This window comes from Pseudazoarcus sp. NS36 (assembly GCF_059703705.1).
Genome location: NZ_BAAKJA010000003.1, coordinates 247,030 through 273,130 on the forward strand (window position 1 = coordinate 247,030; position 26,101 = coordinate 273,130).

Sequence of the window (26,101 nt, forward strand, 5' to 3'; positions counted from 1 at the left end):
AGGAAATGACGATGAGTCAAGGAACGATCGTTCAGTGTATCGGCGCCGTGGTGGATATCCAGTTCCCGCGCGAATCGATGCCCAAGGTTTACAACGCCCTCAAGCTTGAAGACACCAGCAACGCCATCGTTGAAGCGGGTCTGACCTTCGAGGTGCAGCAGCAGATCGGTGACGGCGTGGTGCGTACCATTGCGCTCGGCTCCACCGACGGCCTGCGCCGCGGCATGGCCGTTTCGGATACCGGCGCGCAGATTTCCGTGCCGGTCGGTGAAGGTACGCTGGGCCGCATCATGGACGTGCTGGGCCGCCCGATTGACGAAGCCGGCGAGATCAAGTCCGACGAACTGCGCCCGATTCACGCCAAGGCACCGAAGTTTGACGAGCTGTCCCCGTCGGTCGAACTGCTCGAAACCGGCATCAAGGTTATTGACCTGATCTGCCCGTTCGCCAAGGGCGGCAAGGTCGGCCTGTTCGGCGGCGCCGGCGTCGGCAAGACCGTCAACATGATGGAACTCATCAACAACATCGCCAAGCAGCACTCGGGCCTGTCGGTGTTTGCCGGTGTGGGTGAGCGTACCCGTGAGGGCAACGACTTCTACCACGAGATGAAGGACTCCAACGTTCTCGACAAGGTCGCGATGGTGTTCGGTCAGATGAACGAGCCCCCGGGCAACCGTCTGCGCGTTGCGCTGACCGGTCTGACCATGGCCGAGCGTTTCCGTGACGATGGCCGTGACATCCTGTTCTTCGTCGACAACATCTACCGCTACACGCTGGCCGGTACCGAAGTGTCTGCGCTGCTCGGCCGTATGCCGTCTGCGGTGGGTTATCAGCCGACGCTGGCCGACGAAATGGGCCGTCTGCAGGAGCGCATCACCTCGACCAAGGTCGGTTCCATCACCTCGATCCAGGCCGTGTATGTTCCCGCGGATGACTTGACCGACCCGTCGCCGGCAACGACCTTCCTCCACCTCGACTCCACCGTCGTGCTGAGCCGTGACATCGCCGCGCTGGGTATCTACCCGGCCGTCGATCCGCTCGACTCCACCAGCCGCCAGCTCGATCCGCTGGTCGTCGGCGAAGAGCACTATGGCGTTGCGCGTCAGGTTCAGCAGACCCTGCAGCGCTACAAGGAACTGCGCGACATCATCGCAATTCTGGGCATGGACGAACTGTCGCCGGAAGACAAGCTGGCCGTCGGTCGCGCACGCAAGATCCAGCGCTTCCTGTCGCAGCCCTTCCACGTGGCTGAAGTGTTCACCGGCGCGCCGGGCAAGTACGTTCCGCTGAAGGACACGATCTCGGGCTTCAAGATGATCGTGAACGGCGAGTGTGACCACATGCCGGAGCAGGCTTTCTACATGGTCGGCAGCATCGAAGAGGCCATGGAAAAGGCCAAGAAACTCTGATAGCGCAGTGCGGCGGGTTCGCCCGCCGCGCAGCCAGAACATAAGGACAACCCATGGCCATGACTGTTCACGTCGACGTCGTAAGTGCGGAAGAGCAGCTTTTCTCGGGTCTGGCAGAGTTTGTTGCCTTGCCCGGTGAAGCAGGCGAGCTCGGTATTCTGCCCGGCCACATGCCGCTGCTGACGCGTATCCGCCCGGGTGCGGTACGTGTGAAGCTGCCGAATCAGGAAGCCGAAGAGCTGATCTTCGTCGCCGGCGGTCTGCTCGAAGTCCAGCCGGGTCTGGTGACCGTGCTGGCCGACACCGCGATCCGTGGCGCTGATCTCGACGAAGCCAAGGCGCTTGAAGCCAAGCGTCTGGCCGAAGAGGCTCTGCAGAACCGTTCGGGGCAGGTAGATTACGCAAAGGCCCAAGCCGAACTGATGGAAGCCATCGCGCAGATCGCAGCGATCCAGCGCCTGAAGAAGCGCGGCCACTGAGCGTCAACGGGATGTAATGAAAAGGGCAACCGCATGCGGTTGCCCTTTTTGTTTGTGGCGCTTCTCCTTCAGATGCGTTTGCGCAGGCGGTCGATGCGCTTGTCCAGACGCGCGACTGCGTCGCGCAAATGCGTGACTTCGTCATGCAGACCATTCAGCTCCGGGCGTGAGGCGATCAGGCCACTTTCTTCGGTCAGGTATTCGACGAGGTTGCCGCCCAGGGATTCCGCGGCCCGCTTCCGCATCACGCCCAATGACCGTGCGCCTTCGACGATGCGATGGGCCGGGGCGTCACCGACCACGCGCGACAGATCTTCCTCGATGTCCCAAGACAGATTGCGGAACACGAAGCCAAGAGCCTCCGCGAACTCAGCATTGCCTGAAATCCGGACACGATTCATCAGCCGATCCAGACCGCCGGAAAGCACCAGTGGCACCTCGGCAATGGGCAGGTTCAGGCTTACGTCCGGCTCAGAGTCCTTCGAGGCGGCCCCGAGCAGACCAGCCGTGGTGATGCTTGCGTCGAGCCTGAAAGGGGTAGCGTCAATGCGGAACTGTTGGTCGCTGAAAGCCTGCAGGCGCTCGCGTGCCCAGGGTGAGCGCGCGAGCGCATGATTGACTGCAGCGATGAAGCCCTGATCGAACAAAGCCGTGCTCATGTTCGCTGCGGAATGGGATCAGTGGCTTTGCTGAATGCCGGCAACCAGCCAGCCGCCGCTGCCATCAACGTTCTTGACCAGATGCCAGACCTCATCAAAGGTGGCCGGCGCCGCGTCTGCATCTTCGCGGATGAGGCCCTTGAAGCGCACGCTGACGACGTACCGACTGCTCTCTTCAGCCACATCAAGCACTTCTGCATCGAGATCGACGACGTCGGTACGCTGTCCTTCGACCGGAGGATGCTCGTTGATCTGCATGCAAATCTCGGCAAAGACCTCCGGCGTGGTGAAGCTGCGAATATCGTCGTGATCGCCGCGGTCATTCGCCGCCTGAAGGCGGATGAAGCTCAGCTTGGCCTGGCGCAGGAAGGCCTCTTCGTCGAGTTGAGCACGCAGCTCGTTGGACGGAGCTGCCGCGCCGCCGCCCACTTCACTCATGGACCTGGGAACTCCGCCGCCAAAGCTTCCCGGCCCGTTCGCGGCATACTGCAATGGCCCCGAGCCCTCGGCATTTGCCGTGGCGCGACGAGCGAGCATGCGGAACAGCATGAGGCCGGCGAAGACCATCAGCGCGATCAGGAAAAACGAAGCGAACTCCTCACCCAGGCCGAGATGGGAAAACAGGGCGGCCAGCCCAAGACCTGCGGCCAGGCCTGCGACCGGGCCCATCCACGACGAACGTGTCGGTGCCGCAGCGCCCGTGGGTTGGCGAGCAGGTGCTGTGGCGGCGGGACGCGGTGCCTGCGGGGGCGCCATCTGGCGCTGCATGCCGAAGCTGCTGCCACCGCCGAAGCGTCGCGCCTCTGCCTCGGGGATCATCATGCTGAAGGTAAAGACCGCTGCGATCAGCGTCATGAAAAGGTGTTTCATGTGATGCCTTGCTCCACAAAAAAGCCGGTCTGCGCCGGTCTGATCGGCGCGCCCCTGTGGGCGCGTCCTCCTCAAATCTTGAATCCGCGGTGCAGTGCGACCACGCCGCCGGTCATGTTGAAGTAGTCGACACGACTCAGACCGGCGTGTTCCATCATCGTCTTCAATTCGTCCTGACCAGGGTGCATGCGGATGGACTCGGCCAGGTAGCGATAGCTATCCGCATCCTTGGCGACCTTGTCGCCCATCCACGGCAGGATCTTGAAGGAATAGAAGTCATAAGCCGGTGCCAGCGGCTTCCAGACCTTGGAGAATTCGAGCACCAGCAGCCGGCCGCCGGGACGCAGCACACGCGTCATCTCGGCGAGTGCGACGTCCTTGTGGGTCATGTTGCGCAGGCCGAAGGCAACGGTGACACAGTCGAAATGGTCGGACGGGAACGGCAGCTTCTCGGCGTCACACTGTGCCACCGGCAGCAGCAGCCCGTTGTTGACCACCCGATCGCGCCCGACCGACAGCATGGCGTGATTGATGTCTGTGAGCCACACCTGCCCGCTCTTGCCTACGCGCTTGGCAAATGCTAGTGAGAGGTCAGCCGTTCCGCCGGCAACGTCGAGAACGCGCGAGCCTTCGCGGACGCCGGCAAGCTGTATGGCAAAGGTCTTCCACAGGCGGTGCAGGCCCATCGACATCAGATCGTTCATGACGTCGTAGCGGCGCGCGACCGACGAAAAAACCTCGGCAACCTTGTGGCGCTTCTCGCCCTCGGCAACGGTCTCGAAACCGAAATGAGTGTTCCGTTCGCTCATCGTTTTAGTGCTTGTGAGAGCCGCAGCCACCCGACCCGCAACCACCTGAACCGCAACCGCCGCCAGATGCAGTGGCTGCAGGGTCGCGCTGGGCGCCGGCCTGCTTGAGTTTGTCGAGATACTCCTGCCACAACTCATCCTGGCGGCTGCCAAGCATGTACAGGTAATCCCACGAATACAGGCCGCTGTCGTGACCGTCGTCAAAGCGCGGACGGATGGCGTAGTTGCCTACGGGGTCGACCGCCGCAATGGCGACGTTACGCTTCCCGACCTGCAGCACTTCCTGACCGGGCCCGTGGCCGCGTACTTCGGCGGACGGCGAATGTACGCGCAGGAATTCAAACGGAAGCTGGAACACCTTGCCGTCGTCGAACGCGATTTCGAGGGTCTTCGACTGGCGGTGCACGGTGATGCCGGTGGGGGTCGGGGTACGGGTGTCGAGTCCGGCCATGATGGGCCTCGTCTGCAGCGATGTGGAGTTGCCAATCATACCTGAAGCCGGTGCGGCACCGACTTGCGTGACCTGTCACAAAACCTTCAAGGTTCTGCAATAGACTTCGCCAGAACAAATGGAGCAAACGATGGCTGCAAACATACTGCTGGTCGAAGACGAGCCTGCGATTCAGGAACTTATCGCCGTCAATCTCACCCGGGCCGGCCACAACGTGATCCGCGTAGCCGATGCCGAAGCGGCTCAGAGATTGGTGCGCGACGCCCTGCCCGACCTGATTCTCCTCGACTGGATGCTGCCGGGAATGTCCGGTGTCGAGTTGGCGCGTCGGCTTCGTGCCGATGAGCGTACGCGCAGTACGCCGATCATCATGTTGACGGCTCGCGGAGAGGAGGCCGACAAGGTGACGGGGCTGGAGACCGGAGCAGACGACTACATCACCAAGCCGTTTTCGCCACGCGAACTGGTGGCCCGCATCAAGGCGGTGCTGCGCCGCCGCGCGCCGCAGGCTACCGACGATCCGGTGGAGATGGGCGGGCTCAAGCTCGACCCGATCGCGCACCGTGTCAGTGCCAGCGACCAAGGGCTGGCGCTCGGGCCTACTGAGTTCCGCCTGTTGCACTTCCTGATGACGCACCCGGAGCGCGTGCATTCACGCACCCAGTTGCTCGACCAGGTGTGGGGTGACCATGTCTTCGTTGAAGAGCGCACGGTGGACGTGCATATCCGACGCTTGCGTTCGGCGCTTGAGCCGACCGGGCACGATCAGCTGATCCAGACCGTTCGGGGCAGTGGATACCGTTTCTCCACCCAGCTCGACGCCGCGGCCTGAACAGGCCACGTGTAATAATCGACGGGCCCGCATGTGCGGGCCCGTCCTTCATTTTCGGCAACCATGTACAAGATCTGGACCGGATCGCTGATTTTCATCTCGGCCTGCGCGGTCGTGTCCCTCGTTGTCGGCTACGCCTACGGCATGTGGTTCGGTATCGGGCTGTTCATTCTGGTGTTGCTGGGCCTACTTGATCATCATCTGAGCAATCTGCAGCGGCTGGCACAGTGGGCGCGTCGGCGTGATGATGCACCGGCGCCGGAGGGGCATGGCGCCTGGCGGCCGGTCTTTCACGAGCTCGAATGTCGCGCGCGCGACGGACGGGACGAACGCGTACGCCACACCGCTACGCTGGAACGCTTCCGTGCCGCCAGTGAGGCCATGCCGGACGGGATCGTCTATCTGTCGGCCAGCGACTCCATCGAGTGGCTCAACCGCCGTGCCGAGCAGCACTTCGGACTTTCGCAGGATCAGGACATCGGCGTTCCGCTGGTCGGCATCGTGCGTGTGCCGGAGCTGGTGGAGTACATGGAGGCCGAGCTGCACGACGAGCCGCTGCTGATCCAGTCGCCGCGCAAACCGGGCATGCGCTTGCAGATGCAGCTCGTGCCTTTCGGCGGCGGGCAGAAGATGCTGATCTCGCGCGACATCACGCAGCTGGAGAAGCTCGAGACCATGCGTCAGGACTTCATCGCCAACGTGTCGCACGAGTTGCGCACGCCGCTGACGGTGGTCGGCGGATTTCTGGAAACCGTGCATGACGGTCTGGATGATCTGGATCGTGCCGATATCGAGCGCTTCCTGCAGATGGCGCTCGACCAGAGCACCCGCATGCAGCGCCTGATCGAAGATTTGCTCACGTTGTCGGCGCTGGAAACGGATGCTCCGGCACCGAATGAAGAGCGGGTCGACGTCTGCGCGCTAGTGCGCAGCATCTCGCAGGAGGCCATCGTGTTGTCAGCCGGCAAGCACCAGATCGAGGTCGAGCTGGATACGCGTGACGAAGGCGACATCGTGCTAGGCAGCCAGAAGGAGTTGCACTCCGCGTTTGCCAACCTCGCCAGCAATGCGGTGCGCTATACGCCGGCTGGCGGCCGCATCGTCATCGGCTGGCGCCGCGGCATGGGCAATGGTGAATTTTCGGTTTCGGACAACGGTATCGGTATCGACACGAAACACATCTCGCGCCTGACCGAGCGCTTCTTCCGGGTGGATAAGGGGCGTTCGCGCGAGACCGGCGGGACCGGTCTGGGGCTGGCGATCGTAAAGCACATCGTGTCGCGCCACAGCGCTGAACTGGATATCGAGAGCACACCGGGCAAGGGCAGTCGCTTTGCGGTGCGCTTCCCCGGGTCGAGGCTTACCCGGCGACGTTGATCGTCTCGAAGGTCGCCTGATCGAAGTCCGCACCGCGGTTGACGAGTTCCAGCAAGCGGAAGCCGCGCAGGCTTCCGTCGAACATCTCGACGACACGGAAGGGCTGAAAATAGCCAGCAGGCAGCACCAGTGTGGCTGGAGACTTGATGGCCGGCGTTTCGGACAGCTGAAAAGCCGGCTGAAAGCTGACGTCGTATTGTCCCTGACCCAGCCCGACCGAACGCACGGCGACGACCGTGGGAATGCCTTCGAGCAGTTGGATGCCGGCATCCAGAGCGCCGTCTTCGCGGTACATCACCCAACTGACCGTGCCCAGCATGAAGGTTCTGGTGTCGCTCGGGCGGATGGCAATCAGCCCGCGATGTGCCAGTCGTTCCGCGCTGCTGCTGCGACGCAGCCGGAACCCGCCAAGTGACTGATCCAGGATTTCCCACTGAGTGCAGATAAAGCCCCGATGCTCGGCAGCCCGCTGAACGGCGGTGGGCTGCTCAATGGCGATGTCCGTGACGCGTTCGCCCAGCGTCAGCAGGCGCATGTCGCTGCGTACACTGCGGGCTTCGCCCTGCACGCTCGGCTGGCTGAACGGCTTGCCGCCCACATAAAAGGTAATCGCTTTCCAGTCGCCGGTGAGCTCGACTGTCCCGCCGCCGGGGCGGCGGGTAAAGCGGCGTCCGACCGAGCCGCGCGCCCACGGGCGATAAAGCGACAGCAGCAGACGCACGGCTTCGTCCACCTCCACCGACGGATCCAGATTGAGCTCGGTAACGCTTTGGCGTTTGCGGATGCGCGCCGTCAGCTCCCGGAACTGGTCGGCGAGTTGCGAACTGTCAAACCGGCGAATGCCGTCCAGGCGCGTCAGCGTCGCGATCGGGCGCAGGCCGTGGTCACCGTGCAGGTCGAGACCATAGGCGGCGCGACGGCCATCGTCGGCGTCGCTGTCGGGGGCGAGCAAGCGGCAGTGCGGTGCGAAGTGCCGCGCGCAATGCCAGATCTGACCGAACTCGCGCGGTGATCGGCTGAATGGCGCTGACAGGTCCACCAGCAGCAGAACGATGTGTGCTTCCGCTGCACTTTGGGCCTGCCAGGGATTGAGCGGATCTGGCGCGCGGGTGTAGGCAAGCCCGCGTGCCTCGGCGTCGATCAGGCTTTCATGCAATGCCGACCACAGGCCGGGTGCGATGACACGTCGTGCCCGCATGTACTCGAGCACCGCGCGCCCCAGGCAGTCCGAGCGGCGCTGGGCGAGCAGCGTGAGCGTGGCGTCCGAATTGCCCAGCGCGGTGTCCTGGGCAATGACCGAATAGGCGTCGGCCATCTTTCCCCAGGTCGAACTGACCTTGAGCAGCACGTCGTTCTCGGGGGCATCGGGCGCGACCAACAGTCCGGAGTAGCGCAGCGACAGTGTCGCCAGTGCGCGGGAAAGCGGCTCACGCATGGTTTCGAGCACGTCGAGGTGGCGGCGCGAAGGCGGAACGGCGTTGAGCACGGCATCGAGCATGATTTCGAGCTCGTCGCGCAAGGTGGTGGGGTCCTTGCCGCGAAGGTCGCGCAGCGCGGTAAGGCAATCGGCGGCGGTGGGGTGGCTCATCGCGAGCTCCGTGGCGGATTGCGGGCCAGTTCGAGCGCCAGTTCTGCGGCCAGCGTTGCCTCGTCCGGGGTGGTGCGCTGCGCGGCTTCGCGTTCCGGCTCGGCCCAGACCGGCTGGGGAAAGTGACGGTCTTCCCGGTAACGCGGAATCACGTGCCAGTGCAGGTGCGGCACCATGTTGCCGAAGCTGGCGAGATTGATCTTGTCCGGTTGCAACGTATTGCGCAGGACGTGTTCGGTGGCGAACACCACGTCCATCAGATGATCCCGTTGTGCAGGAGGCAGATCGCTCATCTCTGCCACATGGGCGTGCCAGATGACGCGGCAGAAGCCCGGGTAGTCCGCATCATTGACGGCAATCACGCGGCACAGCGCATCTTGCCAGAGGATTCGCTCCGAACCGGATTCGCAGAGAGCACAGGTCATGAAGCCTCCAGCCGGAATGATGAAGGGATTATAGCGGCAGCCGGGCGCCGGCCCGTTCAGCCGGTGTGCGCGATGGTGTGCATTTCTCCCAGATCTTCCGGTTCGCCGTGCGCAAATGCCATCAGGGTGCCGGGGGCGATCAGCGTCCAGGTCTCGTTGTCAGTCAGCGGCAGGGTGGCGATTACGGCGACGCGGTCTTGCGGCGATGTGACGTGATTGAAATCCACGCTGACGTCTTCATCGGACAGGTGAGCGGTGGGAAACGGCGCCTGACGGATCACATAGGCGAGGCGGCTCGAACAGTGCGCGAACAGGCGCTCGCCGTTGGACAGCAAGAAGTTGAATTCGCCGTGAGCGCCGATGGAAATGGCCAGTTCGCGCAGCGTTGCCTGCAGGATGTGCGCGTCGGGCGGGCCGTCCGGGAAGCGCTCTGCCAGCGTCTGAAGGATGTGGCAGAAGGCGCGTTCCGAGTCCGTCGTCCCCACCGGCAGGAAGCGTCCGCCCAGCTGCGGAGCGTAATCAAGCAGGTTGCCGTTATGCGCGAAGATCCAGTACCGGCCCCACAATTCGCGTTGAAACGGATGGGTGTTGTCGAGCCGGATATCGCCCTGCGTGGCCTTGCGGATGTGCGAGATCACGTTGAGCGAGCGGATCGGATACTGGTGCACGAGCTCCGCTACCGGCGAATCCACGCTCGGCCTCGGATCGAGAAAAACGCGTACGCCGCGCCCTTCGAAGAAGGCAATGCCCCAGCCGTCGCGATGGTGGTCGGTCAGCCCGCCGCGCGCGCGAAAGCCGGTGAAGGAAAAGCAGATGTCGGTCGGGACGTTGCAGTTCATGCCGAGAAGCTGGCACATGGTCGGTATTCCGGAGGTTCGATGCCCCGATTATAGGGTGTTGGCCGTGCGCATCAGGGATGCACGGGGCTGGCTGCCGGCGTTTGGACGGTTGTGCCGCGTCGATCCACCAGCCAGTCGGTCAGCGCCGCGCCGGCCCACATGCCGCACAGCGTCACCCACGCAGTCATCGCAAACACGGCTGCGCCGGACACCCCCGCGCCCACTGCACACCCGCCGGCGAGCATGCCGCCAAAGCCCATCAGCAGCGCGCCGATGATGTAGCGGCGCATTGCCGCACCCCCCTGAAATCCTTCGAGCTTGAGTTCTCGCGCCAGCCAGGCAGCGATGAAGGAGCCCAGGAAGACGCCCGGCACCATGCCATGGTCGAAGTTCAGCACCTGACCGAGCGGCGACAGCACCAGCATCAGCATGTCTGCGGCCGGGCCGGTGAACGACAGGCTTTTTACGGCCGTCGGTTCGAAAGTGATGTGCGACAGCGCAAAGTTGAACCACCAGGCGGCCGCCACCATGACACCGCAGCCGATGCCACCGATCCAGCCCCACAGCGGGATGCGTGCGCGCAGCGCGAAGAAAACGCCGGCAGCAAGCCATACCAGACCGAAGGCCAGGCCGCCGCCGTTGTCCAGGCCGGTCAGTGCCAGCAGGTCGCGCGCATGGCCGCCGTCGATGGTCCACAGATTGCCAAGTGCCTCGCGCGCCGGCGCCAGAATGCCGTGCATGGAAGCCTGTGCCGCAACTGCGAAAATCAGACCGGACAGCAGCGCGCGCAGGTTGCCGTTGGCGGCCAGTACCAGCAGGCGGCTTGAGCAGCCGCGAGCGAGGATCATGCCGGCGCCGAACATCAGCCCGCCGATCAGTGCGCCGGAAAGGCTGCCGCGGCTGGCGAGCTGGCGCACGTTGGCGGTGTCGAACGCGTCGATCTGCGCCAGAAACTGGGTGGTGACGACCGCTGCGGAGAAGGCGAACAGCCACACCGCGAGCCTGCCGCCGAACTGCCCGCGTGCGACCTCGATGACCGCGGCACGCAGACAGAAGCGGCTGCGCTGGGCGAAGAAACCGAACAGTGCGCCGACCACGAGCCCGCCTAGCGCCAGGGCGTACTGGTCGCCAATGGCTTCGACGAGTTTGATGAGTGCGGACATGCATTCTCCCGCCGCAGGGGCGGCGCGCGATCACGAGTGATCGCTGGAGAATGCTCTTAAATTAGAGAACGATTATTGACTTGACGCAAACGACGCAATGTCTGTCGTCTCAGCGGCCGGCGCCCGGCATGTTCTTCATCATCGCGTCGAGGTCGATGTTGCCGAGCCCGGGAATGTTCACGCCACCCTTCATGCGCGAGTCACCGGGTTTTTGCCCGGCGAGGCAGTTTGGCGCGATCCAGCGGCCTTCGACCGTGGCAGTGGTCTGCGACATGCCATGCAGCGGCGGCGTGTAGGTCGAGCGAATCTGACCTTGGTAGGCGCGGCGGAAATCACCGGTGAACTCGGACACCATGTCGGCACGCGAACCTTCGATGGTGCAGGTGGCGCGCGCCGTCATGCGGTTGCCGGCATAGTCGATCTTCATGTCCGAGCAGTCGGCGTTTTCGACTTCGGGGCGCTGCAGCAGCTCCTCGACGCTGCCACCCATGCAGCTTTCGAAGGTCATCGCCATGCCGCCCATTTCGGCGACGGTGGTCTTCATCTCCCACAGGCCAGGATTGGGCTTGGGCATGTTCGGCGGCACCGGGTTGGCCAGCGCCGCGCCTGCGACGGCGGCGAGCGACAGGGCGAGAATACGTTGCATGGCGTTGTGCTCCTTGGGCCTCAGGCGCCGAGCTTGCGCCTCAGGATTTCGTTGACCTGTGCCGGATTGGCCTTGCCGCGGCTGGCCTTCATGACCTGACCGACCAGCGCGTTGAAGGCCTTGTCCTTGCCGGCGCGGAATTCTTCAACCGACTTCTGGTTGGCGGCAAGCACTTCGTCGACGATGGTCTCGATGGCGCCCGAGTCGGTGACCTGCTTCAGACCCTGCGTTTCGATGATCTCGTCGGCCGATGCCCCCTCGCCGTTCCACAGCGTATCGAAGACCTTCTTGCCGATGCTGTTAGAGATTGTGTTGTCGGCGATGCGTTGCACCAGCCCGGCAATCTGCGAGGCCGATACCGGCGAATCCGTGATGTCCAGATCCGCCTTGTTGAGTCGCGCGGCCAGATCGCCCATGACCCAGTTGGCGCAGGTCTTGGCATTGGCGCTGCCGGCCGCATCGACCGTGGCCTGGAAGAAGGCCGCGACTTCGCGCGAAGCGGTGAGCGTGGCGGCGTCGTAGGGCGACAGGCCGAACTGCGCGATGAAGCGCGCCTTCATCGCCTCGGGCAATTCCGGCATGGCCGAGCCGACGTCATCCATCCATTGCTGCGAGATCAGCAATGGCAGCAGGTCGGGGTCCGGGAAATAGCGGTAGTCGTGCGCGTCTTCCTTGGTGCGCATGACGCGCGTCTCGCCCGTGTCCGGGTCGAACAGCACGGTGGCCTGCTGGATGGTGCCGCCGTCTTCGATGCGCTCGATCTGCCACTGGATCTCGTAGTCGATGGCCTGCTGCAGGAAGCGGAAGGAGTTCAGGTTCTTGATCTCGCGACGCGTGCCCAGCGGCGCGCCGGGGCGACGCACCGACACGTTGGCATCGCAGCGGAAGGAGCCTTCCTGCATGTTGCCGTCGCAGATCTCGATCCAGCGCACCAGCGCGTGCAGCGCGCGGGCGTAGGCTACGGCTTCGGCCGACGAGCTCATCTCCGGTTCGGACACGATCTCCAGCAGCGGTGTGCCGGCGCGGTTCAGGTCAATGCCGCTCATGCCGTGGAAGTCTTCGTGCAGGCTCTTGCCGGCGTCTTCTTCCAGGTGCGCACGGGTGAGGTTCACCGTCTTCTCGTAGGCCTTGTCACCTTCGCCGACGCGGATGGTGATCGCGCCGCCCTGTACCACGGGCAGTTCCATCTGGCTGATCTGGTAGCCCTTCGGCAGGTCGGGGTAGAAGTAGTTCTTGCGCGCGAAGATGCTCTTTGGCGAGACATGTGCGCCGATGGCCAGACCAAAGCGGATGGCGCGCTCGACCGCGCCGCGATTGAGCACCGGCAGCACGCCGGGCAGCGCGATGTCGACGGCGCTGGCCTGGCGGTTGGGCTCGGCACCAAAGGCAGTCGAGGCGCCGGAGAAGATCTTCGAGGCGGTGGTGAGCTGGGCATGGACTTCCAGTCCGATGACCACTTCCCATTCATTACGGCTCATGGCGGGGGACTCGTTCAGTCGGCAAGCGCCGGGCGGCGCTGGTGCCAATCAGTGGCCTGCTGGTAGCGGTGAGCCACGTTGAGCAGGCGGGCTTCGTCGAAATGGTTGCCGATCAGTTGCAGGCCGACCGGCAGCTGGCCGGTGCCGAAACCGCAGGGCAGCGACAGACCGGGCAGACCGGCGAGGTTGACGGCCAGCGTGAAGATGTCGGACAGGTACATCTGCACCGGGTCGTCGGTCTTCTCGCCGATTTTCCAGGCCGTGGTCGGGCTGACCGGGCCGGCAATGACGTCGCAGCCTTCGAAGGCTGCGGCAAAGTCGTTGGCGATCAGGCGGCGCAGTTTCTGCGCTTTCAGGTAGTAGGCGTCGTAATAGCCGTGAGAGAGCACATAGGCGCCGACCAGGATGCGACGTTTGACCTCGTCACCGAAGCCTTCGGCGCGGCTCTTGCGGTACATGTCGTCGAGGTCGCCGTACGCGGCGGCGCGGTGACCGTAGCGCACGCCGTCAAAGCGCGACAGGTTGCTCGAGGCTTCGGCCGGAGCGAGCACGTAATAGGCCGGAATCGACAGTTTTGCGTTGGGCAGCGACACCTCGACGGTGGTCGCGCCGAGCTGGCGGTACTGCTCGATGGCGGCTTCCACCGCGGCGCGCACGTCGTCGGCCATGCCCTCGCCGAAGAATTCGCGCGGCAGGCCGATGCGCAGGCCGGCGAGCGGTCGATCTGAACCAATGAGCGCGCGGATGTCCCGCGAGTAGTCCTCGGCCGGGCGATCGAGGCTGGTCGAATCGCGCTCGTCAAAGCCGGCCATGGCGGTGAGGGCCAGCGCGCAGTCTTCGGCGGAGGCTGCGAACACGCCGGCCTGATCGAAGGACGAGGCGTAGGCGATCATGCCGTAGCGGCTGCAGGTGCCGTAGGTGGGCTTGATGCCGGTGACGCCGGTCATCGCTGCCGGTTGGCGCACCGAGCCGCCGGTGTCGGTGCCGGTGGCAAACGGCGCCAGACGCGCTGCCACGGCTGCCGCCGAACCGCCCGAGGAGCCGCCGGGAATGCGCGTCACGTCCCACGGGTTGCGGGTGGCGCCGAAGTAGGAGTTTTCGTTGGACGAGCCCATCGCGAACTCGTCCATGTTGGTCTTGCCCAGCATCACCACGCCGGCTTCGCGCAGCTTCGTGACGATATGCGCGTCGTAGGGGCTGACGAAGTTGGCGAGCATCTTGGAGCCGCAGGTGGTCAGCACGCCTTCGGTGCAGAACACGTCCTTGTGGGCAAGCGGGATGCCGGTGAGCGGCCCGGCCGTGCCGGCAGCAATGGCGGTGTCCGCGGCGGCGGCATCGCGCAGCGCGCCGCTGCGATCAACGGTGACAAAGGCGTTGAGTTCGCCGTCCAGGCGTGCGATGCGATCCAGGAACAGTGTCGTGAGTTCGACGCTGGAAATGCTGCGCGCATCCAGGGCGGCGCGCAGTTCTGCGAGGCTGGCGTGAATCATGATGAGGGCGGTGTGCGCGGGGCGCGGATTATTCGATGACCTTGGGCACGAGATACAAGCCGGCCTCGGTCTGCGGGGCGACGCGTTGGAAGGCGTCGCGGCGGTCGGATTCGGTGACGCGGTCCTCGCGCAGGCGCTGGCCGCAGTCCTGCGGGTGGCTCATCGGTTCGACGCCGTCCGTGTTCACTGCCTGCATTTGCTCGATCAGCCCGAATATGCCGTTGAGCTTGTCCTGGGTGGCCTTGGCGTCATCGCCGCGGAGTTCGATGCGCGCCAGCGTGGCGATGTTGTGGATATCTTCGAGCGAGAGCGACATGAGATGAAATGGTTTAGCTTTTCAAACCGTGAGAAATTGTAGAGTATCATACTGGCTTTCGCCCTTATCCCGCTTGGGTGTGGCGCTGATCAGCGCATTTCCAGGCGTCCTCTTGCATCGGTTACGGAACCCTCAATGTTCGGTTTTCTGCGTTCCTATCTTTCCAGCGATCTGGCAATCGACCTCGGTACGGCTAATACGCTGATCTATGTACGCGGCAAGGGCATCGTCCTGGATGAGCCGTCCGTTGTTGCCATCCGTACCGAAGGTGGTCCCAACGCCAAACGCACGATTCAGGCAGTCGGTTCCGCAGCCAAGCTGATGCTGGGCAAGACGCCCGGAAACATCACCGCGATTCGCCCGATGAAGGATGGCGTCATTGCCGATTTCGTCGTCACCGAACAGATGATCAAGCAGTTCATCAAGAAGGTGCACGAGTCGCGCATGTTCTCGCCGAGTCCGCGCATCATCATCTGCGTGCCCTGCGGCTCGACCCAGGTCGAGCGCCGCGCGATCCGTGACGCCGCCCTCGCGGCCGGCGCGAGCCAGGTGTTCCTGATCGAGGAGCCGATGGCAGCAGCCATCGGTGCCGGCCTGCCGGTGTCCGAAGCGACTGGCTCGATGGTGGTTGATATCGGTGGTGGCACCACCGAGGTCGGCGTCATCTCGCTGGGCGGCATGGTCTACAGCGGCTCGGTGCGTGTGGGTGGCGACAAGTTCGACGAAGCCATCATCAATTACATCCGCCGCAACTACGGCATGCTGATCGGCGATACCACGGCCGAGAACATCAAGAAAACCATCGGATCGGCTTTCCCGGGCTCCGAAGTGCGCGAGATGGAAGTCAAGGGTCGCAACCTGGCCGAAGGTATTCCGCGCAGCTTCACGGTATCGAGCAACGAAGTGCTCGAAGCGGTCACCGAGCCGCTCAACAACATCGTTTCCGCAGTGAAGATCGCGCTCGAGCAGACGCCGCCGGAACTTGGCGCGGACATCGCCGAGCGTGGTCTGGTGCTGACCGGCGGCGGTGCGCTGTTGACCGATCTGGACCGCTTGCTGATGGAAGAAACCGGTCTGCCGGTCATCATTGCCGAGGAGCCGCTGACCTGCGTCGCGCGCGGTTGCGGCATGGCGCTGGAGAAGATGGACACGCTCGGTTCCATCTTCTCTTCCGAGTAATGCGCACGGAGCCGATGCCCGCCAGGTCGCCGGTTCCGTTGCCGATACGCTGACATGTCGCTGGCCGGACACTCGCCGCCGCCCATCTTTCACCACGGACTCGCTCCGCGCGTCCGCCTGTTCATCCTCAGCGCAATCTGCCTGGTCATGCTCGTGGCCGATCTGCGCTTCGGGTACCTCGAGTTCGTGCGCCAAGTCGCTACCGTCGTCATCCACCCCGTCCAGCGTCTGGCTGCCGCGCCGGTGGATTTTGCGCGCAACGCGGCGGTGTATTTCGCCACGCTGGTGGATGTCCAGCTCGAGAATGCCGAGTTGCGCCGCAATCAGGTGGAGTCGGCGCAGCGCCTGCTGCGCTTCGGACAGCTGGAGCACGAGAACGCCGAGCTGCGCCAGCTTGCCGGCCTGTCGCAGGCGGTCGCACTGCGCGGCGTCGGGGCGGAGGTCCTGTACGACGCTGCCGACCCGTTTTCCCGCAAGGTGATTCTCGACAAGGGCGATCATCACGGTGTGCGCGCAGGTCTGGCCGTAGTCGATGCGCGCGGGTTGATCGGGCAGGTCAGCCGCGTTTATCCGGTGCAATCGGAAGTGACCTTGCTGACCGACCGCGAGCAGGTGGTTCCGGTCCGGGTCGAGCGCAGCGGTATGCGTGGCATCCTGTCAGGCTCCGGCGACGGTGGGGTGGAGATGCGCTATGTGCAGGTTGGCAGCGACATCCAGCCGGGTGACCGGATCGTGACTTCCGGGCTCGACGGCCTTTTTGTGGCCGGTCTGCCGGTGGCGGTCGTGACGGAAGTCTCCGCAGCCAACTCCCCGCATCTGCGCGTGATCTGCGAGCCCATTGCCCGTGTCGAGCGCGCCGTCCAGGTGCTGGTGCTGGGCCCGGAGGAGCCACGTCCCGGTCGTCCCGATCGTTCGCAGGCCTTGCCGCTGCAGCCGCAGCCGCCCGCAGAAACAAGGCCCGCCGAATAAGATGCATCCTACCCATCGATCCAATCGCATTCTGCAACCGGCCAAGAGCTGGTTCATCTGGTTCAGCCTGTTTGCCTCGCTGGCCTTGAACTATGTGCCAACCGGCCGTTTCCCCGGCTTGCCCGACTGGGTGGCGCTGGTGCTCGTGTTCTGGTGCATCCGGGAGCCTCGCCGTGTGGGCATGACCACGGCGTTCTTCTTCGGTGTGCTGGTCGACGTCGGCCAGGGCGCGGCAATGGGGCAGCATGCGCTGGCCTATGTCGTGATGGCTTATCTGGCCACCGCGTTGTCGCGCCGTGTGCTGTGGTTCGGTACGCTGCAGCAGTCGCTGCATGTGTTGCCGATGTTGCTGGTGGCACAGGCCATCATGGTGGCGGTGCGCGTGCTGGCCGGGGCCGAGTTTCCCGGCTGGAGTTATTTCATTTCCAGTTTCAGTGGTGCGTTGGCATGGGGTCCGCTGGGCCTGTTGCTGTTGTTGCCTCAATATCAGCCGGTGGATCGTGACGAGAATCGCCCGATCTGACGGCCGCGGGGCACCCCGCAAGCAGCCCGTGGGCGACGCAAGGGAATGAACGAGTTCCATAACCCCCAGCAGGTGAGAGCGAATTTCCGGCGTCGCGCTGTGGCGGCCGGCTTGTTCGTGATGGCCTGCTTCGCCCTGCTGACCTACCGCCTGTATCACCTGCAGGTCGAGCAGTACGAGTATTTTCACTCTCGTGCCGAAGGCAACCGCATCGCTGTGTTGCCGGTGCCGCCCAACCGTGGCGTGATTTTTGACCGCAACGGCGAGGCACTGGCGCGCAACTACTCGGCGTGGACGGTGGAGATCAACCCCGCACAGGTGCGCAACATCGACCGTACGCTCGACGTGCTGGCCGAAGTCCTGCCCTTCGAGGAGCGTGATCGCAGGCGTTTTCGGCGAATGCTGACCGAGTCGAAGTATTTCGACAGCGTACCGATCCGTACCCACCTCGATGATGAAGAGGTGGCGCGCGTGGCGGCAAGGCTTTACCGCCTTCCGGGCGTTGAAGTAAAGGCGCGGCTGTATCGCAATTACCCGCATGGCGAGTCCGCCGCGCATGTCATCGGTTATATCGGCCAGATCAACGAACGCGATCTGCAGCGCATCGAAGACGATGCGGAGCTCGCCAACTATCGGGGTTCCGAGTACACCGGCAAGAGCGGTCTGGAGCTGCGTTATGAGCGTGAGCTGCATGGCACGACCGGTGTCGAGCAGGTCGAAATCAATGCTTCCGGGCGGGCGGTGCGGCTGTTGGCGAGTACGCCGCCGATCAACGGCAGTGATCTTGAGCTGACGCTGGATCTGGGTCTGCAACAAGCGGCCGAACAGGCTCTGGGTGCGCGGCGCGGCGCGGTAGTGGCCATCGAGCCGTCCACCGGCGGAGTGCTGGCGCTGGCCTCGACGCCAAGCTTTGACCCCAACCTCTTCATCGACGGGATTTCGGTGGTCGACTGGCGGGCCTTGTCCGATTCGCCCGACCATCCGCTGCTCAACCGCGCGATCTACAGTGCCTACCCGCCGGGCTCGACCTTCAAGCCCTTCATGGCACTGGCGGGTCTGGAGTCGGGCAAGCGCACGGCGGAGCAGCGATTCAACAATCAGGGGCTGTTCAGCTTCTTCGGACAACGCATGCTCGACCGCAAGTCCCGCTGTCAGCAAGGGGTGGACCTGCACACCAGCCTCGTGCACTCCTGCAATACCTACTATTACGAGCTGGCCAACGAACTCGGTATCCAGGCGATTGCGGATTTCATGGAGCCGATGGGTTTCGGCAAGCGAACCGGCCTGGACATTCCCGGTGAGGCGGCCGGCATCCTGCCGTCTCCGCAGTGGAAGCGCGAGCGCTTCAAGACGCGCGAGCACCAGCAATGGTATGGCGGTGAGACCATCTCGGTGGGCATCGGGCAGGGGTACAACGCCTATACGCCGATCCAGCTGGCCCACGCCCTGACCGTGCTGCTCAATCACGGCGAGGTGCGCGTGCCGCATCTGGTGCGCCGTATCGTGGACGGCCGCGACGGGCAGATCATCGACGCCGCGCCGCCGCCAAACCTGCCGGCGCGTTTCCGGCCCGGCCATGCCGAGGCGGTGCGCAAGGCCATGGTGGATGTCACCAAGGTCGGCACGGCGCGTGCGGTGTTTGCCGGTGCGCCCTATGACGCGGGCGGCAAGACTGGCACGGCGCAGGTGTTCTCGCTGCGTGGTCAGAAATATGTCGAGGCGGATGTGGCCGAACGCCTGCGTGACCACTCGTGGTTCATCGGGTTCGCTCCGGCCGAAAACCCGAGTATCGCTATCGCGGTGCTGGTGGAGAACGGCGGCTTTGGTTCCCAGTCGGCCGCGCCGGTCGCGCGCAAGGTCTTCGATTTCCATCTGCTTGGACGGCCGGTGGCCAGTGAGGCGCCCGAGACGGATGAAGCCCTCGCCCAGGAGCTTGAGCAATGACCGGGCGCTTTTATCCGTTGCTCCTGCTTCGCAGCCTGTTGCGGCCGCTCGACCCGGTGTTGTGCGTCTTGCTGGCCTTGCTGTTTGCCTATGGCTGGGTACTCATGACCAGCGCTTCGCCGGAGCGTCTGCCGGTGCTGCGCATGCACATGATCATCGCCGTCGGCGTGATGTGGGTGGTGGCTGCGGTGCCGGTAAATCGCCTGCTGTCGCTGGCGGTGCCGCTGTATCTGGGCGGCTTGCTGCTGTTGCTGGGGGTGTTGTTCTTCGGTGAGATGTCCAAGGGCGCGCGCCGCTGGCTGGATCTGGGCTTCATCCGCATCCAGCCGTCCGAACTGATGAAGATTGCCATGCCGCTGATGCTTGCCTGGTACTTCCACATGCGCGAAGGCGCGATCCGCTTGGCCGATTACGTCGTTGCCGCCGTGCTGCTGGCCATACCGCTCGGGCTCATCGTGGTCCAGCCGGACCTGGGCACCAGTCTGCTGGTGTCCGCCGCCGGTCTGTACGTCATCTTCTTTGCCGGTCTGTCGTGGCGTCTGATCGTGCCGGTGTTCATTGTCGGGGTTGTCGGCATCGGCCTGCTGGTCGGCTTTGGTGACCAGCTATGCCAGCCCGGTGTCGACTGGCATCTGCTCAAGGAATACCAGAAGCAACGGGTGTGCACGCTGCTCGACCCGAGTCAGGATCCGCTGGGGCGCGGCTTCCATACCATCCAGTCGTCCATTGCCATCGGGTCTGGCGGCGTATGGGGCAAGGGCTGGATGGATGGTACGCAGACCCACCTGGCCTTCATCCCCGAGCGACACACGGACTTCATCTTTGCGGTGCTGGCCGAGGAGTTCGGATTGATCGGCGCGCTCGTGCTGTTGATGCTGTACCTGTTGCTGTTGCTGCGCGGCCTGCGTATTGCCTCGCGCGCCCCGATGCTGGGGGCGCGGCTGTTGGCCGGGGCCGTGACGATGATCGTATTTACGTATGCTTTCGTGAATGTCGGCATGGTCAGCGGTATCCTGCCGGTCGTCGGTGTGCCGCTGCCTTTCCTGAGTTATGGCGGCACCGCGCTCGTGACACTGTGTGTTGGCATGGGTATGCTCATGAGCGTTGCGCGCAGCCGCAGCACGCCCAAGGACTGATCGACCCGCATGAGCCCGACCCGACTTCTCCCCTCGTTTTCTTCCCCGTTGCTGGCGGTTTTGCTGGCCGTGATGCTGATGGCCTGCAGTTCGCGGCCGGTTCAGCAGACCCAACAATCCTCAGAAGTCGCGCCCCGGCCGGCCATGGTGCCGACGGTGAAGGGCGGCGGTTATTACAAGGACGACGGCCCGCATGCCATGGTGCCGGCTGACCTCGACGGCCTGCCCGACGCCGTGCCGCGCATCGAGCCGATCTACCCGCCTTCGCTGCGCCCCTACACCGTCATGGGACAGCGCTTCGTGCCCATGACCGCGCTTCACCCCTACCGCGAGCGCGGTCACGCAAGCTGGTACGGGCGCAAGTTCCACGGTCGGCTCACCGCCATCGGCGAGGTGTACGACATGTACGAAATGACGGCAGCGCACCCGACGCTGCCGTTGCCCAGCTATGTGCGCGTTACCAATGTCAGCAATGGCCGTTCGGTGATCGTGCGTGTGAATGATCGCGGGCCTTTCCTGCGTGGCCGGCTGATCGACCTGTCGTACGCCGCGGCGCATCGCCTGGGCTATATCAATAGCGGCAGTGCGGAAGTCGATATCGAATTGCTCACACCCGAGGTCATTGCCGCGATCAACCGCGAACGGCGCGAAGGCGCACGTGCTGTGGTGGCTGCCGCGCCGGCCGCCGCGCCGGCACCCTCGCTTGAAGTCACACGCGCACCGGTCGCATCGGGCGGCGAGGCCGCAGCCTATCTGCAGTTGGGTGCATTCGAGACACCCGCCAACGCGGCGCGCATGATGATGCGGGTGCGCGAGCAGTTCGACTTGATGGTCGAGCAGATGCATGTGCTTGACGACAATGGCCGCTACCGTCTGCAGATCGGGCCGTTTCCGTCTGTCGCCGAAGCGCGCAGTACGGCCGGGCGCATGGTCATGCTGCTGGAGATCCAGCCTTACCTCGTAATGCGTTGAACCAAGCCGCGCCGGGCGCGGTCTTTTCCCTCGTTGGCGGCCTTGCGGCTGCCCTTTGCTTTCCACCCTTACGGATTCCACACACAAGTCGTCATGCGTTTTCTCATTGTCCTGCTCTGCGCCCTCCTGCCTCTTGCCGCCTCTGCCCAGATTCCGCCGGCGCCCCGACTCGCTGCCAACGCCTGGCTGCTGGTAGACCACGGAACCGGCCAGACGTTGGTCTCGCACAATGCCGACGAGCGCATCGAGCCGGCTTCCTTGACCAAGCTGATGACGGCCTACATCACTTTCCAGACCATCCGGTCCGGCAATCTGTCGCTTGAGGATGTGGTCCAGGTCTCCGAGAAGGCCTGGCGCATGACGGGCTCGCGCATGTTCATCGAGCCCAACCGCCCGGTGACGGTGGAGGAGCTGATTCGCGGCATGATCATCCAGTCCGGTAACGATGCCTGCGTGGCGTTGGCCGAGCGCATTGCCGGTTCCGAGGAAGGTTTCGTCAGCATGATGAACCGCGAGGCCGAACGCCTCGGCATGAAGAACACGCGTTTTGCCAACTCGTCCGGCCTGCCCGACCCCGAGCTGTACACCACGGCCAATGATCTGGCGCTGCTGGCCTCCGCGCTGATTCGCGATTTCCCCGAGTTCTACCGCATCTACTCGGCGCGCGAGTACACCTACAACAACATCACCCAGCCCAACCGCAACCGTTTGCTGTGGCTGGATTCGACCGTCGACGGCATGAAAACCGGCTTCACCAACGCCGCCGGTTACTGCCTGGTGTCGTCTGCGGTGCGTGGCCCGCGCCGTCTGATTTCCATCGTGCTTGGTACGGAGTCCGAAGCCGCCCGCGCGCAGGAATCGCTCAAGCTGCTCAATTACGGCTTCCAGTTCTTCGACACCGTGCGCCTGTACCAGGCCGGTCAGGAGCTGTCGCGCTTCCAGGTGTGGAAGGGCGCGGTCAAGGATGTGCCGGTGGGATTTGCGGAAGACTTCGTGATGTCCATGCCCAAGGGGCAGGTTGATCGTGTCGAAGTCTCGCTGGTGAGCAGCCAGCCGGTGCTCGCGCCGATCGGGCGCGGCCAGGCCATCGGCACGCTGACCCTCTCTGCCGACGGCAAGCAGATCGGCCAGTACCCGGTGGTGGCGCTCGAAGAGGTCAAGGTGGGCGGCTTCTTCAGCCGTCTGTGGGACGCACTCATTTTGTGGATCAAGAGCCTGTGAGCATCTGCTTTCTGAACGGGGGCTTCGTGCCGCGTGCGGAGGCGCGCATCTCGCCGATGGATCGCGGCTTCCTGTTCGGAGATGGCGTGTATGAAGTCATCCCGGCGTATGGCAAGCGCGCGTTCCAGCTCGCGGCGCATATTGCGCGGCTGGGGCGTTCGCTCGACGGCATTCGCCTGAGCAATCCGTATTCGGCTGCCGAGTGGAGCGATCTGGTTCATCGCCTGATCGAAGCGCATCCGTGGCCTGATCAGGCGATCTACGTGCAGGTCACGCGCGGCGCCGATACGCTGCGCAACCATGCGTTTCCGAAGGACGTGCCGCCCACGGTCTTCATGATGGCCGACCCGCTCGCGCCGGTGCCCGACGAGCAGATGGAGAACGGCGTCGCCGCTGTCAGCGCCGTCGACAACCGCTGGCTGCGCTGCGATCTGAAGACCACTGCGCTGCTCGCCAATTGCCTGTTGCGCCAGCTCGCAGTCGAGCAAGGCTGCGCCGAGACGGTGCTGTTTCGCGACGGCTTCCTGACCGAGGGCAGTGCCTCGAACATCTTCGTCGTCAAAGAGGGCGTCCTGCTGGCGCCACCCAAGAGCCATCTGATGCTGCCCGGCATCACCTACGATGTGGTGCTCGATCTGGCGCGCAAGCACGGACAGCCGGTCGAGGTGCGCGACATCGCCGAGCATGAGGTGCGCCATGCCGACGAGCTGTGGCTGACCTCCTCCACCAAGGAAGTGCTGCCGATCACGCGGCTTGACGGTCAGACCGTCGGCAGCGGCCGGCCCGGGCCGGTCACCCTGAAGCTGCATGGCTGGTACCAGCTCGCCAAGGCCAGCGGGGAGCTCGCATGAGTACATCCGGACGCGAAACGCTGATCGAATTCCCCTGTGACTTCCCGATCAAGATCATGGGCGCGCGTGTCGAGGGTTTTGCCCAGAACGTTGTCGAGGTCGTGCTCAAACACGATCACGGTTTCGACGCTGCGACGGTCGAGATGCGTCCGTCGAGCAAAGGCAACTACCTCGCGCTCACCTGTACCGTGCGCGCCGTGTCGCAGGAGCAACTCGACGCGTTGTACCGTGAGTTGTCCTCGCACCCCATGGTCAAGGTCGTGCTGTGAGCCTGGCGCTGGCCGAACGCCCCGCGCTGGTCGTCAAACGGCCGGGGTGTGTCGACTACGAGGCCGCGTGGGAAGCCATGCGCGCTTTTACCGCCAGCCGCGAGCCCGATACACCGGACGAGATCTGGTTGGTCGAACACCCGCCGGTATATACGCTGGGTCAGGCTGGCAAGCCGGAACATCTCCTGCGCACCAGTGACATCCCGCTGGTCAAATCCGACCGCGGCGGCCAGATCACCTATCACGGTCCCGGCCAACTGGTGGCCTATCTGCTGATCGACCTGACGCGGCGCGGACTCAAGGTGCGGCAGCTCGTCAGTGTGATGGAGCAGGCGCTGATCGACTGCCTTGCCGAGTACGGCATCACCGCCGAACGCGTGGCTGGTGCACCCGGCGTGTACGTGGACGGCGCCAAGATCGCCGCGCTCGGCCTGCGTGTGCGAAACGGGCGCAGCTACCACGGCCTGTCGCTCAACGTGGACATGGATCTGGCCCCGTTCTCGTGGATCAACCCCTGCGGCTACGAAGGCCTGAAGACCACACAGCTGGCCGATTGCGGCGTGCATGAGCGTCTTGATGCGGTCGGCGTTCGCCTGCTGGGCCACCTGCAGCGCCTGCTGCCTGCACGCACGGCGTAAAATCGCGGCACACCGCCGCAGGTACGGCCGGCCCTACCCGGGCCGGTCCGACTGGAACGGAAACCACAAGAGACCCTGATGGAAACCACTTCCCGCAAACAGCGCGGTGCCGACAAGACCGCCCGCATCCCGATCAAGATCGTGCCGGCCGAGCGCCTCAAGAAGCCGGACTGGATCCGTATCCGCCTGGGCTCCGGCCCCGAGGCCGAGCGCTTCAACGAAATCAAGGCCACGCTGCGCGAGCACAAGCTGCACACCGTGTGCGAGGAAGCCTCCTGCCCGAACATCCATGAATGCTTCGGCAAGGGCACGGCCACCTTCATGATCATGGGCGACATCTGCACGCGGCGCTGCCCGTTCTGCGATGTGGGCCACGGCCGGCCCGAGGCGCTCAATGCCGACGAGCCGCGTGATCTGGCCAAGACCATCGCCGCGATGCGCCTGAACTACGTCGTGATCACCTCGGTGGACCGTGACGACTTGCGCGACGGTGGCGCCGCCCACTTCGTCGAGTGCATCCGCGCCACGCGCGAGGCTTCGCCGAAGACCACCATCGAGGTGCTGGTGCCGGATTTCCGTGGTCGCATGGACGTGGCGCTGGAGATCTTCGATCAGGCCCCGCCCGACGTCATGAACCACAACCTTGAAACCGTGCCGCGCCTCTACAAGCAGGCCCGCCCCGGTTCGGACTACGCGCATTCGCTGCTGTTGCTCAAGGAGTTCAAGGCGCGCAAGCCCGAGGTGCTGACCAAGTCCGGCCTGATGGTGGGGCTGGGTGAAACGGACGAGGAAATCCTCGAAGTGCTGCGTGACCTGCGGGCCCACGACGTCGACATGCTCACCATCGGTCAGTATCTGCAGCCTTCGGCCGGCCATCTGCCGGTGCTGCGCTACGTGCATCCGGACACTTTCAAGATGTACGAGACCGAGGCGCTGGCGATGGGCTTCCGCAACGCCGCCTGTGGCCCGATGGTGCGCTCCAGCTACTGGGCCGACCAGCAGGCCCACGGCGCCGGCGTGGTGTGAGCGCTGTCGCCCGGCCGTCCGAAGGCGGCGACCGGAGGATTGTCCAGTGACGGCAACGCCGCTCGACGCTTGGGGGAGCTGGCTCAAGGGTTCGCTGTGGGCCTACCCCGCGCTGGAAGCGGTGCATATCGCCGGCATCGCCTTGCTGTTCGGCAGCCTCGTCGTGCTGGAATTGCGACTGCTTGGCTTGGGGCGTGCGCTGGATGTGGCGCCGTTGGCCCGGCTGGTGCTGCCGGTCAGCCTGTTCGGCTTCGGCGTGGCGGCCTGTTCGGGCTTGCTGCTGTTCGCTGCCGACGCCTTTGATCTGCTCATCAATCCCGCCTTCCGTCTGAAGATGCTGGCACTGGTGCTGGCCGGCACCAATGCCGCGCTGTTTCACGCCACGGGCGGTCTGCGCGGCGATGGCACGATGGCGAAGCTGCAGCTGGCGGTCTCGCTACTGCTGTGGCTGACGGTGATTGCCTGCGGGCGGATGATCGCCTACGTCTGAACTCTGGCCACCCTCACATACTCTCAGCGTCGTTTCACCCACCCGGAGAACG

General features: G+C 64.2%; 28 protein-coding genes. 16 read left to right on the plus strand and 12 right to left on the minus strand.

Annotated features, from left to right (window positions below; translation table 11 throughout):
* Window positions 1-11 precede the first annotated feature (11 nt).
* The gene (gene atpD / locus AC6H0R_RS06400; RefSeq protein WP_497580514.1) at window positions 12-1,409 is read left to right on the plus strand and encodes a F0F1 ATP synthase subunit beta; all 1,398 of its coding nucleotides are present in this window, start codon (window positions 12-14) and stop codon (window positions 1,407-1,409) included.
* Between the two features lie 53 nt (window positions 1,410-1,462).
* Window positions 1,463-1,888, plus strand: coding sequence for a F0F1 ATP synthase subunit epsilon (locus AC6H0R_RS06405; protein ID WP_497580515.1), 426 nt, complete (start codon window positions 1,463-1,465; stop codon window positions 1,886-1,888).
* 68 nt (window positions 1,889-1,956) lie between these two features.
* On the opposite strand, the gene AC6H0R_RS06410 is transcribed toward AC6H0R_RS06405, so the two are convergent.
* The 4 genes from AC6H0R_RS06410 to AC6H0R_RS06425 form a co-directional block, all read right to left on the minus strand.
* Window positions 1,957-2,547 carry a ubiquinone biosynthesis accessory factor UbiJ gene (locus AC6H0R_RS06410; RefSeq protein WP_497580516.1) on the minus strand — a complete coding sequence of 197 codons (591 nt, stop codon included), beginning with the start codon at window positions 2,545-2,547 and terminating at the stop codon, window positions 1,957-1,959.
* An 18-nt stretch (window positions 2,548-2,565) separates the two neighbouring features.
* Complete coding sequence (locus tag AC6H0R_RS06415; RefSeq protein ID WP_497580517.1) at window positions 2,566-3,417, minus strand: Tim44 domain-containing protein; 852 nt, start codon at window positions 3,415-3,417, stop codon at window positions 2,566-2,568.
* A 71-nt stretch (window positions 3,418-3,488) separates the two neighbouring features.
* Entirely contained in the window at window positions 3,489-4,226 is a 738-nt protein-coding gene (gene ubiE / locus AC6H0R_RS06420; RefSeq protein ID WP_497580518.1) for a bifunctional demethylmenaquinone methyltransferase/2-methoxy-6-polyprenyl-1,4-benzoquinol methylase UbiE, read from the minus strand.
* A 4-nt stretch (window positions 4,227-4,230) separates the two neighbouring features.
* Complete coding sequence (locus AC6H0R_RS06425) at window positions 4,231-4,677, minus strand: gamma-butyrobetaine hydroxylase family protein (RefSeq protein WP_497580519.1); 447 nt, start codon at window positions 4,675-4,677, stop codon at window positions 4,231-4,233.
* Between the two features lie 130 nt (window positions 4,678-4,807).
* Here AC6H0R_RS06425 and phoB point away from each other — a divergent pair, with 130 nt between their 5' ends.
* A complete protein-coding gene (gene phoB / locus AC6H0R_RS06430; protein ID WP_497580520.1) occupies window positions 4,808-5,509 on the plus strand; it encodes a phosphate regulon transcriptional regulator PhoB in 702 nt (233 codons plus the stop codon).
* 63 nt (window positions 5,510-5,572) lie between these two features.
* Window positions 5,573-6,886 (plus strand): phosphate regulon sensor histidine kinase PhoR, encoded by a 1,314-nt coding sequence (gene phoR, locus AC6H0R_RS06435; protein ID WP_497580521.1) that lies wholly within the window; start codon window positions 5,573-5,575, stop codon window positions 6,884-6,886.
* Here the strand turns inward: phoR and AC6H0R_RS06440 are convergent.
* From AC6H0R_RS06440 to gatC, 8 genes are all read right to left on the minus strand, one after another.
* Complete coding sequence (locus AC6H0R_RS06440; protein ID WP_497580522.1) at window positions 6,870-8,474, minus strand: cyclic-di-GMP receptor FimW-related protein; 1,605 nt, start codon at window positions 8,472-8,474, stop codon at window positions 6,870-6,872. The genes phoR and AC6H0R_RS06440 overlap by 17 nt on opposite strands.
* Window positions 8,471-8,899, minus strand: coding sequence for an HIT family protein (locus AC6H0R_RS06445; RefSeq protein WP_497580523.1), 429 nt, complete (start codon window positions 8,897-8,899; stop codon window positions 8,471-8,473). Before AC6H0R_RS06445 ends, AC6H0R_RS06440 begins: the two co-directional genes overlap by 4 nt.
* A 56-nt stretch (window positions 8,900-8,955) precedes the next feature.
* Window positions 8,956-9,756, minus strand: a complete 801-nt coding sequence (locus tag AC6H0R_RS06450; protein ID WP_497580524.1) for a class II glutamine amidotransferase — start codon at window positions 9,754-9,756, stop codon at window positions 8,956-8,958.
* Between the two features lie 53 nt (window positions 9,757-9,809).
* Window positions 9,810-10,901 carry a YeeE/YedE family protein gene (locus AC6H0R_RS06455; protein WP_497580525.1) on the minus strand — a complete coding sequence of 364 codons (1,092 nt, stop codon included), beginning with the start codon at window positions 10,899-10,901 and terminating at the stop codon, window positions 9,810-9,812.
* Window positions 10,902-11,010: 109 nt separating this feature from the next.
* Window positions 11,011-11,547 carry a DUF3617 domain-containing protein gene (locus AC6H0R_RS06460; RefSeq protein ID WP_497580526.1) on the minus strand — a complete coding sequence of 179 codons (537 nt, stop codon included), beginning with the start codon at window positions 11,545-11,547 and terminating at the stop codon, window positions 11,011-11,013.
* 20 nt (window positions 11,548-11,567) lie between these two features.
* Window positions 11,568-13,025 (minus strand): Asp-tRNA(Asn)/Glu-tRNA(Gln) amidotransferase subunit GatB, encoded by a 1,458-nt coding sequence (gatB, locus tag AC6H0R_RS06465; protein ID WP_497580527.1) that lies wholly within the window; start codon window positions 13,023-13,025, stop codon window positions 11,568-11,570.
* A 14-nt stretch (window positions 13,026-13,039) separates the two neighbouring features.
* Window positions 13,040-14,515 carry an Asp-tRNA(Asn)/Glu-tRNA(Gln) amidotransferase subunit GatA gene (gene gatA / locus AC6H0R_RS06470; RefSeq protein WP_497580528.1) on the minus strand — a complete coding sequence of 492 codons (1,476 nt, stop codon included), beginning with the start codon at window positions 14,513-14,515 and terminating at the stop codon, window positions 13,040-13,042.
* A gap of 28 nt (window positions 14,516-14,543) precedes the next feature.
* Window positions 14,544-14,831, minus strand: a complete 288-nt coding sequence (gene gatC / locus AC6H0R_RS06475) for an Asp-tRNA(Asn)/Glu-tRNA(Gln) amidotransferase subunit GatC (RefSeq protein WP_497580529.1) — start codon at window positions 14,829-14,831, stop codon at window positions 14,544-14,546.
* A 135-nt stretch (window positions 14,832-14,966) separates the two neighbouring features.
* On the opposite strand from gatC, the gene AC6H0R_RS06480 reads away from it, so the two are divergent.
* From AC6H0R_RS06480 to AC6H0R_RS06535, 12 genes are all read left to right on the plus strand, one after another.
* Window positions 14,967-16,010: a rod shape-determining protein gene (locus AC6H0R_RS06480; RefSeq protein WP_497580530.1), complete on the plus strand. Its 1,044-nt coding sequence runs from the start codon at window positions 14,967-14,969 to the stop codon at window positions 16,008-16,010.
* 54 nt (window positions 16,011-16,064) lie between these two features.
* Window positions 16,065-16,979: a rod shape-determining protein MreC gene (gene mreC / locus AC6H0R_RS06485; RefSeq protein WP_497580531.1), complete on the plus strand. Its 915-nt coding sequence runs from the start codon at window positions 16,065-16,067 to the stop codon at window positions 16,977-16,979.
* Between the two features lies 1 nt (window position 16,980).
* Window positions 16,981-17,502: a rod shape-determining protein MreD gene (gene mreD / locus AC6H0R_RS06490; protein ID WP_497580532.1), complete on the plus strand. Its 522-nt coding sequence runs from the start codon at window positions 16,981-16,983 to the stop codon at window positions 17,500-17,502.
* Window positions 17,503-17,547: 45 nt separating this feature from the next.
* A complete protein-coding gene (gene mrdA, locus AC6H0R_RS06495; protein WP_497580533.1) occupies window positions 17,548-19,446 on the plus strand; it encodes a penicillin-binding protein 2 in 1,899 nt (632 codons plus the stop codon).
* A complete protein-coding gene (rodA, locus tag AC6H0R_RS06500) occupies window positions 19,443-20,582 on the plus strand; it encodes a rod shape-determining protein RodA (protein WP_497580534.1) in 1,140 nt (379 codons plus the stop codon). Before mrdA ends, rodA begins: the two co-directional genes overlap by 4 nt.
* A gap of 9 nt (window positions 20,583-20,591) precedes the next feature.
* Window positions 20,592-21,554, plus strand: coding sequence for a septal ring lytic transglycosylase RlpA family protein (locus tag AC6H0R_RS06505; RefSeq protein ID WP_497580535.1), 963 nt, complete (start codon window positions 20,592-20,594; stop codon window positions 21,552-21,554).
* Window positions 21,555-21,647: 93 nt separating this feature from the next.
* Window positions 21,648-22,775 (plus strand): D-alanyl-D-alanine carboxypeptidase family protein, encoded by a 1,128-nt coding sequence (locus AC6H0R_RS06510; protein ID WP_497580536.1) that lies wholly within the window; start codon window positions 21,648-21,650, stop codon window positions 22,773-22,775.
* Window positions 22,772-23,626, plus strand: a complete 855-nt coding sequence (locus AC6H0R_RS06515; RefSeq protein WP_497580537.1) for a D-amino acid aminotransferase — start codon at window positions 22,772-22,774, stop codon at window positions 23,624-23,626. The genes AC6H0R_RS06510 and AC6H0R_RS06515 overlap by 4 nt, the downstream gene beginning before the upstream one ends.
* Window positions 23,623-23,895, plus strand: coding sequence for a YbeD family protein (locus AC6H0R_RS06520; RefSeq protein WP_497580538.1), 273 nt, complete (start codon window positions 23,623-23,625; stop codon window positions 23,893-23,895). The genes AC6H0R_RS06515 and AC6H0R_RS06520 overlap by 4 nt, the downstream gene beginning before the upstream one ends.
* A gap of 26 nt (window positions 23,896-23,921) precedes the next feature.
* Window positions 23,922-24,533: a lipoyl(octanoyl) transferase LipB gene (lipB, locus tag AC6H0R_RS06525; protein WP_497580655.1), complete on the plus strand. Its 612-nt coding sequence runs from the start codon at window positions 23,922-23,924 to the stop codon at window positions 24,531-24,533.
* A gap of 78 nt (window positions 24,534-24,611) precedes the next feature.
* On the plus strand, window positions 24,612-25,559 hold the full coding sequence (lipA, locus tag AC6H0R_RS06530; protein ID WP_497580539.1) for a lipoyl synthase: 948 nt from the start codon (window positions 24,612-24,614) through the stop codon (window positions 25,557-25,559).
* 46 nt (window positions 25,560-25,605) lie between these two features.
* Window positions 25,606-26,049: a hypothetical protein gene (locus AC6H0R_RS06535; RefSeq protein WP_497580540.1), complete on the plus strand. Its 444-nt coding sequence runs from the start codon at window positions 25,606-25,608 to the stop codon at window positions 26,047-26,049.
* Window positions 26,050-26,101 lie beyond the last annotated feature (52 nt).

Excerpts from the sequence above, each read along its gene's own strand:
- atpD (WP_497580514.1), top strand. The coding sequence starts at position 12 with ATGAGTCAAGGAACGATCGTTCAGTGTATCGGCGCCGTGGTGGATATC.
- AC6H0R_RS06405 (WP_497580515.1), top strand. The coding sequence starts at position 1,463 with ATGGCCATGACTGTTCACGTCGACGTCGTAAGTGCGGAAGAGCAGCTT.
- AC6H0R_RS06410 (WP_497580516.1), bottom strand. The coding sequence starts at position 2,547 with ATGAGCACGGCTTTGTTCGATCAGGGCTTCATCGCTGCAGTCAATCAT.
- AC6H0R_RS06415 (WP_497580517.1), bottom strand. The coding sequence starts at position 3,417 with ATGAAACACCTTTTCATGACGCTGATCGCAGCGGTCTTTACCTTCAGC.
- ubiE (WP_497580518.1), bottom strand. The coding sequence starts at position 4,226 with ATGAGCGAACGGAACACTCATTTCGGTTTCGAGACCGTTGCCGAGGGC.
- AC6H0R_RS06425 (WP_497580519.1), bottom strand. The coding sequence starts at position 4,677 with ATGGCCGGACTCGACACCCGTACCCCGACCCCCACCGGCATCACCGTG.
- phoB (WP_497580520.1), top strand. The coding sequence starts at position 4,808 with ATGGCTGCAAACATACTGCTGGTCGAAGACGAGCCTGCGATTCAGGAA.
- phoR (WP_497580521.1), top strand. The coding sequence starts at position 5,573 with ATGTACAAGATCTGGACCGGATCGCTGATTTTCATCTCGGCCTGCGCG.
- AC6H0R_RS06440 (WP_497580522.1), bottom strand. The coding sequence starts at position 8,474 with ATGAGCCACCCCACCGCCGCCGATTGCCTTACCGCGCTGCGCGACCTT.
- AC6H0R_RS06445 (WP_497580523.1), bottom strand. The coding sequence starts at position 8,899 with ATGACCTGTGCTCTCTGCGAATCCGGTTCGGAGCGAATCCTCTGGCAA.
- AC6H0R_RS06450 (WP_497580524.1), bottom strand. The coding sequence starts at position 9,756 with ATGTGCCAGCTTCTCGGCATGAACTGCAACGTCCCGACCGACATCTGC.
- AC6H0R_RS06455 (WP_497580525.1), bottom strand. The coding sequence starts at position 10,901 with ATGTCCGCACTCATCAAACTCGTCGAAGCCATTGGCGACCAGTACGCC.
- AC6H0R_RS06460 (WP_497580526.1), bottom strand. The coding sequence starts at position 11,547 with ATGCAACGTATTCTCGCCCTGTCGCTCGCCGCCGTCGCAGGCGCGGCG.
- gatB (WP_497580527.1), bottom strand. The coding sequence starts at position 13,025 with ATGAGCCGTAATGAATGGGAAGTGGTCATCGGACTGGAAGTCCATGCC.
- gatA (WP_497580528.1), bottom strand. The coding sequence starts at position 14,515 with ATGATTCACGCCAGCCTCGCAGAACTGCGCGCCGCCCTGGATGCGCGC.
- gatC (WP_497580529.1), bottom strand. The coding sequence starts at position 14,831 with ATGTCGCTCTCGCTCGAAGATATCCACAACATCGCCACGCTGGCGCGC.
- AC6H0R_RS06480 (WP_497580530.1), top strand. The coding sequence starts at position 14,967 with ATGTTCGGTTTTCTGCGTTCCTATCTTTCCAGCGATCTGGCAATCGAC.
- mreC (WP_497580531.1), top strand. The coding sequence starts at position 16,065 with ATGTCGCTGGCCGGACACTCGCCGCCGCCCATCTTTCACCACGGACTC.
- mreD (WP_497580532.1), top strand. The coding sequence starts at position 16,981 with ATGCATCCTACCCATCGATCCAATCGCATTCTGCAACCGGCCAAGAGC.
- mrdA (WP_497580533.1), top strand. The coding sequence starts at position 17,548 with ATGAACGAGTTCCATAACCCCCAGCAGGTGAGAGCGAATTTCCGGCGT.
- rodA (WP_497580534.1), top strand. The coding sequence starts at position 19,443 with ATGACCGGGCGCTTTTATCCGTTGCTCCTGCTTCGCAGCCTGTTGCGG.
- AC6H0R_RS06505 (WP_497580535.1), top strand. The coding sequence starts at position 20,592 with ATGAGCCCGACCCGACTTCTCCCCTCGTTTTCTTCCCCGTTGCTGGCG.
- AC6H0R_RS06510 (WP_497580536.1), top strand. The coding sequence starts at position 21,648 with ATGCGTTTTCTCATTGTCCTGCTCTGCGCCCTCCTGCCTCTTGCCGCC.
- AC6H0R_RS06520 (WP_497580538.1), top strand. The coding sequence starts at position 23,623 with ATGAGTACATCCGGACGCGAAACGCTGATCGAATTCCCCTGTGACTTC.
- lipA (WP_497580539.1), top strand. The coding sequence starts at position 24,612 with ATGGAAACCACTTCCCGCAAACAGCGCGGTGCCGACAAGACCGCCCGC.